The 8,211-nt window shown below is 71.8% G+C and carries 7 protein-coding genes and 1 pseudogene; 5 read left to right on the top strand and 3 right to left on the bottom strand.

Annotated features, from left to right (window positions below; genetic code table 11):
- From G3I19_RS32220 to G3I19_RS32230, 3 genes are all read left to right on the top strand, one after another.
- Nucleotides 1-302: bifunctional DNA primase/polymerase (locus tag G3I19_RS32220; protein WP_203600795.1), on the top strand; the 302-nt coding region annotated here is incomplete at its 5' end.
- Nucleotides 303-390: 88 nt separating this feature from the next.
- Nucleotides 391-1,167, top strand: coding sequence for an ABC transporter ATP-binding protein (locus tag G3I19_RS32225; protein WP_164267259.1), 777 nt, complete (start codon nt 391-393; stop codon nt 1,165-1,167).
- Nucleotides 1,164-2,804 carry a transporter gene (locus tag G3I19_RS32230; protein ID WP_164267260.1) on the top strand — a complete coding sequence of 547 codons (1,641 nt, stop codon included), beginning with the start codon at nt 1,164-1,166 and terminating at the stop codon, nt 2,802-2,804. Before G3I19_RS32225 ends, G3I19_RS32230 begins: the two co-directional genes overlap by 4 nt.
- 163 nt (nt 2,805-2,967) lie before the next feature.
- Here the strand turns inward: G3I19_RS32230 and G3I19_RS32235 are convergent, their stop codons facing one another.
- Nucleotides 2,968-3,834 (bottom strand): alpha/beta hydrolase, encoded by an 867-nt coding sequence (locus G3I19_RS32235; RefSeq protein ID WP_164267261.1) that lies wholly within the window; start codon nt 3,832-3,834, stop codon nt 2,968-2,970.
- Nucleotides 3,835-4,617: 783 nt separating this feature from the next.
- Nucleotides 4,618-5,310 carry a metal-dependent transcriptional regulator gene (locus G3I19_RS32240; protein ID WP_164267262.1) on the bottom strand — a complete coding sequence of 231 codons (693 nt, stop codon included), beginning with the start codon at nt 5,308-5,310 and terminating at the stop codon, nt 4,618-4,620.
- A gap of 126 nt (nt 5,311-5,436) precedes the next feature.
- Between G3I19_RS32240 and G3I19_RS32245 the strand changes: the two genes are divergently transcribed.
- Complete coding sequence (locus G3I19_RS32245) at nt 5,437-6,207, top strand: SIS domain-containing protein (RefSeq protein ID WP_164267263.1); 771 nt, start codon at nt 5,437-5,439, stop codon at nt 6,205-6,207.
- Nucleotides 6,208-6,369: 162 nt separating this feature from the next.
- Nucleotides 6,370-7,770 (top strand): AMP-binding protein, encoded by a 1,401-nt coding sequence (locus G3I19_RS32250; protein ID WP_164267264.1) that lies wholly within the window; start codon nt 6,370-6,372, stop codon nt 7,768-7,770.
- Nucleotides 7,771-7,950: 180 nt separating this feature from the next.
- On the opposite strand, the pseudogene G3I19_RS32255 reads toward G3I19_RS32250, so the two are convergent.
- Nucleotides 7,951-8,211, bottom strand: a pseudogene (locus G3I19_RS32255) (diguanylate cyclase); the annotation flags it as partial.

The following is an 8,211-nucleotide window of genomic DNA, read 5'->3' on the forward strand; positions in this document are numbered from 1 at the left end:
TGACGCTCGGCCCGGTGGCCCGCACACCCGACCGCCGGATGCTCTTCTTCGTCCTGCCGGGCGCCGGGGCCAAGGTGCCCGAGCTGGTACGGAGGCTGGGGTGGACGCCGTCCGTGATCGATCTGGCGGTGCGCGGCGAGGGCGGCTACGTCCCCGCGCCGCCTACCCGGGTCGGGTCCGCCGGCGTGGTGCAGTGGGCGCGGCGGCCGACGGCGGTCAACCGCTGGCTGCCCGACGGTGAGGAGCTGACCGGGCCCCTCGCGTACGCCTGCGGCCAGGAGGCGCGGGCCGGCCGCAGGTAGCGAGGGAGGAGAGGCGGCAGCGGCCCGGCCCGTTGGCGGCCGACCGTAGGGTGGGCGCAAAAGCCGGGACTCCGAAAGGCGCTGCACCATGCAGGACCAGGCAGCCGTACGGGTAAAAGGACTGTGGAAGCGGTTCGGGGAGCAGATCGCGGTCGCCGGGATCGATCTCGACCTGCCCGCGGGCCAGTTCATCGGTCTGGTCGGCCCCAACGGCGCGGGCAAGACCACCACACTCTCCATGGTGACGGGCCTGCTCAGGCCCGACCAGGGCACGGTCTCCGTGGCAGGCCACGACGTCTGGCAGGACCCCGTCGCGGTCAAGTCACGCATCGGCGTCCTGCCCGAGGGCCTGCGGCTGTTCGAACGCCTCTCGGGGCGTGAACTCCTCGCGTACAGCGGCCGGCTGCGCGGGCTGCCCGGCCCCGAGGTCGACAAGCGGGCCACCCAGCTCCTGGACGTACTCGACCTGGCGGGCTCCCAGCACAAGCTCGTGGTCGACTACTCGACCGGGATGCGGAAGAAGATCGGGCTGGCGGCGGCACTGCTCCACAACCCCGAAGTGCTCTTCCTCGACGAGCCGTTCGAAGGCGTCGACCCGGTGTCCGCGCAGACGATCCGCGGTGTCCTGGAGCGCTACACCCGCTCCGGGGCGACGGTCGTCTTCTCCAGCCATGTGATGGAGCTGGTCGAGTCGCTCTGCGACTGGGTGGCGGTGATGGCGGGCGGCCGGATCCGCGCCCAGGGCCCGCTGGCCGAAGTACGCGGGAGCGCGCCGTCCCTCCAGGAGGCGTTCCTCGAACTGGTCGGCGCGCAGGGCAGGAACGCCGGGGAGAGCCTGGACTGGCTGGGCGGTGGCCCGCGATGACCGCACCGGCCGCCGCAGCCGCCCCGAGCGCCTCCGGCACCTCGCCGGCCCCGGCGTCGCTCACCTCCGTCGTGGTCCGGCTGAAACTCTCCCTGCTCCGCAACGGACTGCGCCAGTCGTCGGGCCGCAAGGCCGCGTACATCGCGTCCGTCGCCGCCGCCCTGTTCTTCGCCGCGCTGCTGCTGCTCGGCCTGGTCCTGCTGCACGGCCACGCGCACGCCGGCACCCTGACCGTCATCCTCACGCTCGTCCTCGCGATCGGGTGGGCCGCGATGCCGCTGTTCTTCCCCAGCGGCGACGAGACGCTGGACCCGAGCCGTCTGGTGATGCTGCCGCTGCGGCCCGAACCACTGGTACGGGCTCTGCTCGCCGCCTCACTGGTGGGCATCGGGCCGCTGTTCACGCTCTGTCTCGCGGTCGGCGCCGCCTTCGCCGTGGCGACGAACGCGGCGGCCGCGGTGACCGCCGTCATCGCCGTACCGCTGACCGTGCTGGCCTGTGTGGCGCTGGCCCGGGCGGTGGCCGCCGCCAACGTCCGGCTCCTCACCTCGCGCAAGGGCCGCGATCTCGCCGTACTGAGCGGCCTGGTGATCGCACTCGGTATCCAGGCGGTCAACTTCGGCGCGCAGCGGCTCGGCCGGGCCGGCGGGCTCTCCGCGCTCGACCCGACCGGGGACGTGGTGCGGTGGCTGCCGCCGTCCTCCGCGATCGGCGCGGTGGACTCGGCGAGCGCCGGGTCGTACGGAACGGCCGTGGCCCAACTCGCCATCGCCGCGGCCTTCCTGGTGATCATGCTCCGTGCCTGGCGGCGCACCCTGGTCCGGCTGATGACCTCGCCGGACGGCTCGACGCTCGCGGCGGCCGGAGCGAGCCGCAAGGAGTCGGCGGGCGGCTTCTCACGGCTGCTGCCCGAGGGGCGTACGGGCACGGTGATGCTCCGCACCCTGCGCTACATCTGGCGCGACCCGAAGACCAAGGCCGCGTGGATCGCCTCGCTCGCGATCGGGCTGATCGTGCCGCTGCTCAACGCGGTGCAGGGCAGCGGCTCCATCTACTTCGCGTGCTTCGCGGCGGGGATGCTGGGCATCCAGATGTACAACCAGTTCGGCCAGGACACCTCGGCGTTCTGGATGGTCGCGCAGACCATCGCGTCGCCCCGGGACGCCTTCGCGGAACTGCGGTCGCGCGCGCTGGCGCTCGCGCTGGTCACCGTCCCGTACACCGCGCTGGTCACGGTGGTCACGGCCGGGCTGCTCGGCGACTGGGGCGCGCTGCCCGAGGCGATGGGGCTGGCCTTCGCGCTGCTCGGCGCGATGCTGGGGACGGGCGCCGTGACCTCGGCCCGCTTCCCGTACTCCATCCCGCAGGACAACGCCCACAAGAACGTCGCCCCGGGGCAGGCCGGGCTCGCCTGGATCTCGATCTTCGGCGGCATGGTCTCGGCCGCCCTGCTCTGCTCACCGGTGATCGCCCTGCTGATCGCCCTGCATGTCACGGGCAACGAGCCGTATCTGTGGATCCTGCTGCCGCTGGGCGCGGTGTACGGGGCGGGGACGGCCTGGGCGGGACTGCGGGCGGCCGCACCCCAGGCGGCCGGTCGGCTGCCGGAGATCCTCCTGGCGGTCAGCAAGGGGTGAGGCGACGCCCGTCCGGGAGGGGTGAAGGGGCATCCGGGGGGGAAGCGACGTCCGGGGGGGATGAAGTGGCATCCGGGGGGGGATGAAGTGGCATCCGGGAGGGGCCCGTTCCCGCCGTGCCCCTCCCCCGGGCGGGCGTCGTGCCGGGCCCCGCCGGCGCCCGTTACGGGGTGACCACCGCGTCCAGGAACGGTTCTATCGCCGCGCGCCATGCCTCCGGCTGGTCGTAGTGGACCAGATGCGCCGCGTCGGCCACTTCCGCGTACTCCCCCCTGGGCAGCACCCGGACCATCTCCTGCGACTCCGCGCGGCCCAGCTCACCATCAAGGCCGCGGACCACCAGCGCCGGGCACTGCACCTGGGCCAGCTCCTCCCAGTGCGCGTCGAAGACCCAGGTCTCGCGGGACTTCAGCATCTGGCGGCGGGAGAAGACCGGCCGCCAGCCGTCGGCGCTCTCCGCCATCACCTCGGCGAAGAACTCACCGCGGGACGGATTGGGGCGCTCCACCCACGGGTCGTCCTCGCCGAACCACTTCCGTACGTCGGCGAGCGTCGCGAAGGGGACGGGCCAGGACATGAACCAGTCCTCCCATTCGCGTTGGGAGGCTATCCCCAGGGCGGAGGCCCGCATGTCGCAGATGACCACGGCCCGGACCAGATCGGGCCGCTTGGCCGCGAGCTGCCAGGCGGTGAGGGCACCCATCGAGTGGCCGATGAGGGTGACGGGGGCGAGCCCCAGCTGGATGATCGCGGCCTCGGCGTCGGCCACATAGGCGTCCCGGGTGTACGGGCCGTCGGCCGGCTTGTCGCTGCGGCCGTGGCCCCGCTGGTCGAGCGCGACCGCGCGGTGGCGCCCGGAGAGCCAGCGGGCGGTGGAGGCCCAGTGCGAAGCGCGGCCCATCAGGCCGTGCAGCAATAAGACACCGGGGGCGCGCCCCGCGTCTCCCTCGGCCTCCTTGGGCGGGTCGGCGAACTCCCAGGCAGCGAGGCGTACGCCATCGGGTCCGGTCACGTCGATGCGCTGCACCATATGTTCAGGCACCCCCTTCAGTCCCCCGGGTGGTCGGTCCCGCACCTGCGGCAGGCCGCTTCAGGATGGTTCCGTAGCTGATTCACGGAGCTGATTCACACAGGCTATCGAACTCGCATTCGAAAATGCGGTTCCCTTGCTCAACACCCCACCTTCGAGTGACAACTCCCAAGGATTGAGGGTTGCTGCCCGGGGGAGATTTGGTGCGGGGGGCGGACCACTCGGGGATGAGGGTCCGGCCAGACCGACCTTGAGAGCTCGGGGCTCCAGGTCGGTGCGGGGGAGGTCAGGCCCCGGCGCTCACGAGCGCCGGGGCCCTCGCCGTCCAGGACCTGGTCAGAGACCTGATCCGGCACCCGGCCCGAGACCTGGTCCCAGATCGGGCCCCGGCACGAGGCCGGGATCATGTACGAGGCCAGGATCAAGTACGAGGCCGGGATCATGTACGAGGCCGGGTCCGAGACCCGGTGAGGCCAGGACAGACGCATGCACCGCTCCCTCCCTGCCGGATGGGCGGACCGCATGGGTCGCATCGCGCCGGACCGGCACCGTCGTCAGGTCACAGGCGCCCAGCCTCGCACGGCTTGCGGGCGGCCGGGGCGGTTCCCGCACCATTGCGCGGACCGGCCACCACCGCACGCCCGGCCGGTACCGGACGGACCTCTGCCCCTGCCCCTGCTCCACTGCTCTCGATGCAGCTCGCGTCTCGACGCAGCTCTCGTCTCTATACAGCTCACGCTGCTTCTCGCGCTACCGGTTCGCCGCCGCTACGCCGCCGCTTCGCTACTGCTTGGCGACAAAGACGTGTGAAGCCACCTCGGGGTTGAGCTCGGCGGCCTCTCCGCCGCTGCCCACCAGGACCCCGCCGGCCGACTCCGTGACACTCACCACCGAGCCGGGCTGCACCCCCGCGCGACGCAGCGTGTACATCAGCTGGGCATCGGTCTGGATCGGCTCGCCGATCCGGCGCACCACCACATTCTTCCCGTCCGGCCCCGGGTCCAGCTCGGCCAGGCTGAGCAGACCCTCGTCGAGGAAGGGATCCGCCTCCGCCTTCTCGCCCAGCTCCTCCAGGCCCGGGATCGGATTCCCGTACGGCGATTCCGTGGGGTGGCGCAGCAGCTCCAGCACCCGCCGCTCCACCGCCTCGCTCATCACATGCTCCCAGCGGCATGCCTCGGCGTGGACCTGCTCCCACTCCAGGCCGATCACGTCGACGAGGAGACACTCGGCGAGGCGGTGCTTGCGCATGACGCGCGTCGCCAGCCGGCGGCCCTCCTCCGTCAGCTCCAGGTGCCGGTCGCTCGCGACGGCCACCAGGCCGTCACGCTCCATGCGCGCCACGGTCTGGCTGACCGTGGGGCCGCTCTGGTCGAGCCGCTCCGCGATGCGGGCGCGCATGGGCACCACACCCTCCTCCTCCAGCTCGAGGATGGTGCGGAGGTACATCTCCGTAGTGTCGATCAGCCCACTCATACGTGCCCCTATGTTCCGCTACCGCTATGGCCCTCATCCAATTCTGACGCATACCTCCGACAACCGGCCCGCGCAGGACCGGGGCGGTATTGACACTGCCGTGGTAAGGACCGCACCGTGATGCGCATGAGCAGCGAGAACAGCGGGAAAAGCGGCCTCGCCGGCGAGTTCTTCGACGCCGCGATCGACCTGCTGCGGCGCGTACGGGACGAGGAGTCACCGAGCGTGACGGCAGCCGGTTCCGCGATAGCCGACACCGTGCAGGCGGGCGGCCGCCTCTTCGCCTTCGGCGCGGGCCACTCCTCACTCGCCGCCCAGGACGTGGTCTACCGGGCGGGCGGCCTCGCCCTGATGAACCTGCTCAGCGTCCCCGGCACCCTGGGCGTCGACGTCAGGCCGGCCACCCTCGGCTCGGCCCTGGAGCGGGTCACCGGTCTCGCGAGCGCCGTGCTCGAAACCGGCCCGGCGGCGGCGGGCGACGTCCTCGTGATCATCTCGCTCTCCGGACGCAACGCACTGCCCGTGGAGATGGCGATGAGCGCCCGCGCGCTGGGCCTGAAGGTCATCGGCGTGACATCCGTGGCGTACACCGAGGAGACAGCGTCGCGGCACGCCTCCGGTACGTACCTCAAGGACCACTGCGACATCGTGCTGGACAGCCGGATCGCGGTGGGCGACGCGGAGCTGACCGCCGAGGGCGTCGAGGCGCCCTTCGCGCCCGCGTCGACCGTCGTCACGAGCGCGCTGATGCAGGCGATGATGGCCTCGGCCGCGGGCGAACTGGCCCAGCGCGGCATCGAGCCCCCGCTGCTGCGCTCGGGCAACGTCGACGGCGGGCACGAGTGGAACCGGCGCGTGCTGGCCGAGTACGGCGACCGGATCTTCTACCAGCACTGAGGAAACCCGTGACTGCACCTGTGGTTTCGTCCAGCCGAGTGGCGCACATATCGACCGGAACTCCCCTTGAGTGCACCGCGGTCCGGCCCTAGGTTCGCGCCGAGACCGATGTGTCCGCCCGCGTCGGGATCACCGCATCCGCGCCCGCAGGAGGACAGGAACATGCTGGACGGCTTCACCCCCTGGCCCGATGAGGAAGCGGCACACTACCGGCGGGCCGGGTACTGGCAGGGCCGTACGCTCGGCGGCCTGCTGCGGGACTGGGCGCGAGACCACAGCTCGCGGACCGCCCTGGTGCACAGGGAAAGCCGCATGACGTACGCGCGGCTCAACCGGCGGGTGGACCGCATGGCAGCCGGTCTCCGGCTGCGAGGCATCCGTCCGGGAAACCGGGTGGTGGTGCAACTGCCGAATGTGCCCGACTTCGTCATCACCGTGTTCGCGCTGTTCCGCACCGGGGCGATTCCGGTGTTCGCACCCGTCGCGCACCGTACTGCCGAGATCCGCCGTCTCGTCCGTACGACCAAGGCTGTCGGCTATGTCGGTCCCGCCTCCTACGGTGGTTTCGACCACGCCGGGATGGCTGCCCGGATATCGGATGAATTCCCCTTTTTGCGACGCGTCTTCACCTGGTCCGATACCGGTACGCCGGCCGGCGGATTCTCCGTTTCGTCGGACGGGTGCCTGTCCTTCCCGCTCAGCTCCATCGACGCCCCGCCTGAGCCCGACCCCCCGCTCGACGCCGGTTCGGTGGCCTTCTTTCTTCTGTCCGGCTCCCCGGTGTCCGGCACTCCGATGCCCGCGCCCGGCGCCCCGGTGTCCACCGGAACGGCCGCGTGGCATGGGCTGATACCGCGTACCCATGACGACTACGCGTACCAGACCCGCGCCGCCGGCGAACTCCTCGGGCTCTCCCGGGATGATGTGTATCTGGCGGTTCTGCCCGCGGAGTCCAACTTCGCCTTCGGCTGTCCCGGCATCGTCGGCACCCTCGCCGTCGGAGGGACCGTCGTCCTGATCGAGGACCCGGGACCCGCGGAGGCGTTCCGCGCCATCGAAGGGGAGCGCGTGACGTTCACGTCCGTGGTGCCGGGCATCGCCGCGCAGTGGCTGGACGCCCTGCCCGCCGCGGCGGAGGACCTGTCGAGTCTGCGGGTGATACAGACCGGAGGAGCACCGCTGCACCCCGCAACGGCCGAACGCCTGCCGCCCGGGTTCGGCTGCCGGTTGCAGCAGGTGTACGAGATGGCCGAAGGGGTGCTGACCGCCACCCGCCTCGATGACACGGAGGACACCGTCCTGGGTACGCGGGGGCGGCCCGTGTCGCCCGCCGACGAGATCCGCATCGACGCGCCCGGGCCGACAGGGGAACTGCTGGCCCGCGGCCCCTCCACCTTCCGCGGCTACTACAAGGCTGACGCGCACAACGCCGCCCGGGCCTTCACTCCGGACGGCTTCTACTGCACCGGCGAACCGGCCCGCCTGGACGCACACGGCAACCTCGTCCTCCTGGAGCAGGAGCTCGTCCTCCAGGAGCAGGAGCAGGAGACGTCCCGGGCGTAGCCCCGCCGAGCAGGGCCAGCAAGTCCGTTCAGGTCGCACCGAGTGCGGCCGGATCGAGCCGGGTGGGGCCGGACCAGGACGGAGGCAGGCCGGACCACACCGGGTCGGTCGGACCAGACCGGGGCGGTGGATCAGACCGGGTCGGTCGGATCAGACCGGACCAGATGCGATCAGGGCGGATCAGATGCGATCAGGCCCCAGCGCCAGTGCCAGATCGATCGCGGAAGCCACCCGTACGGCGACGCTCTCCGCGTACACCGCGTCGGGCCGCTCGAAGGCGCGTCGGCTCGCCCCGCGCAGGAACGTCACGACCCCCAGCGTCCTCCCCCGGCTCCGCAGCACCACGCACAGCGCGTGCACCGTGTCCGGCGGCCACCGCCGCTCCACCGCCCACGCCTCCGCCGCGTTCCCGGCCGGTCCGTCCGCCGGCGCCGACCGGCG

This window comes from Streptomyces sp. SID10853 (assembly GCF_010548145.1).
Lineage (GTDB): Bacteria > Actinomycetota > Actinomycetes > Streptomycetales > Streptomycetaceae > Streptomyces.

Excerpts from the sequence above, each read along its gene's own strand:
- G3I19_RS32250 (WP_164267264.1), top strand. The coding sequence starts at position 6,370 with ATGCTGGACGGCTTCACCCCCTGGCCCGATGAGGAAGCGGCACACTAC.
- G3I19_RS32230 (WP_164267260.1), top strand. The coding sequence starts at position 1,164 with ATGACCGCACCGGCCGCCGCAGCCGCCCCGAGCGCCTCCGGCACCTCG.
- G3I19_RS32225 (WP_164267259.1), top strand. The coding sequence starts at position 391 with ATGCAGGACCAGGCAGCCGTACGGGTAAAAGGACTGTGGAAGCGGTTC.
- G3I19_RS32240 (WP_164267262.1), bottom strand. The coding sequence starts at position 5,310 with ATGAGTGGGCTGATCGACACTACGGAGATGTACCTCCGCACCATCCTC.
- G3I19_RS32235 (WP_164267261.1), bottom strand. The coding sequence starts at position 3,834 with ATGGTGCAGCGCATCGACGTGACCGGACCCGATGGCGTACGCCTCGCT.
- G3I19_RS32245 (WP_164267263.1), top strand. The coding sequence starts at position 5,437 with ATGAGCAGCGAGAACAGCGGGAAAAGCGGCCTCGCCGGCGAGTTCTTC.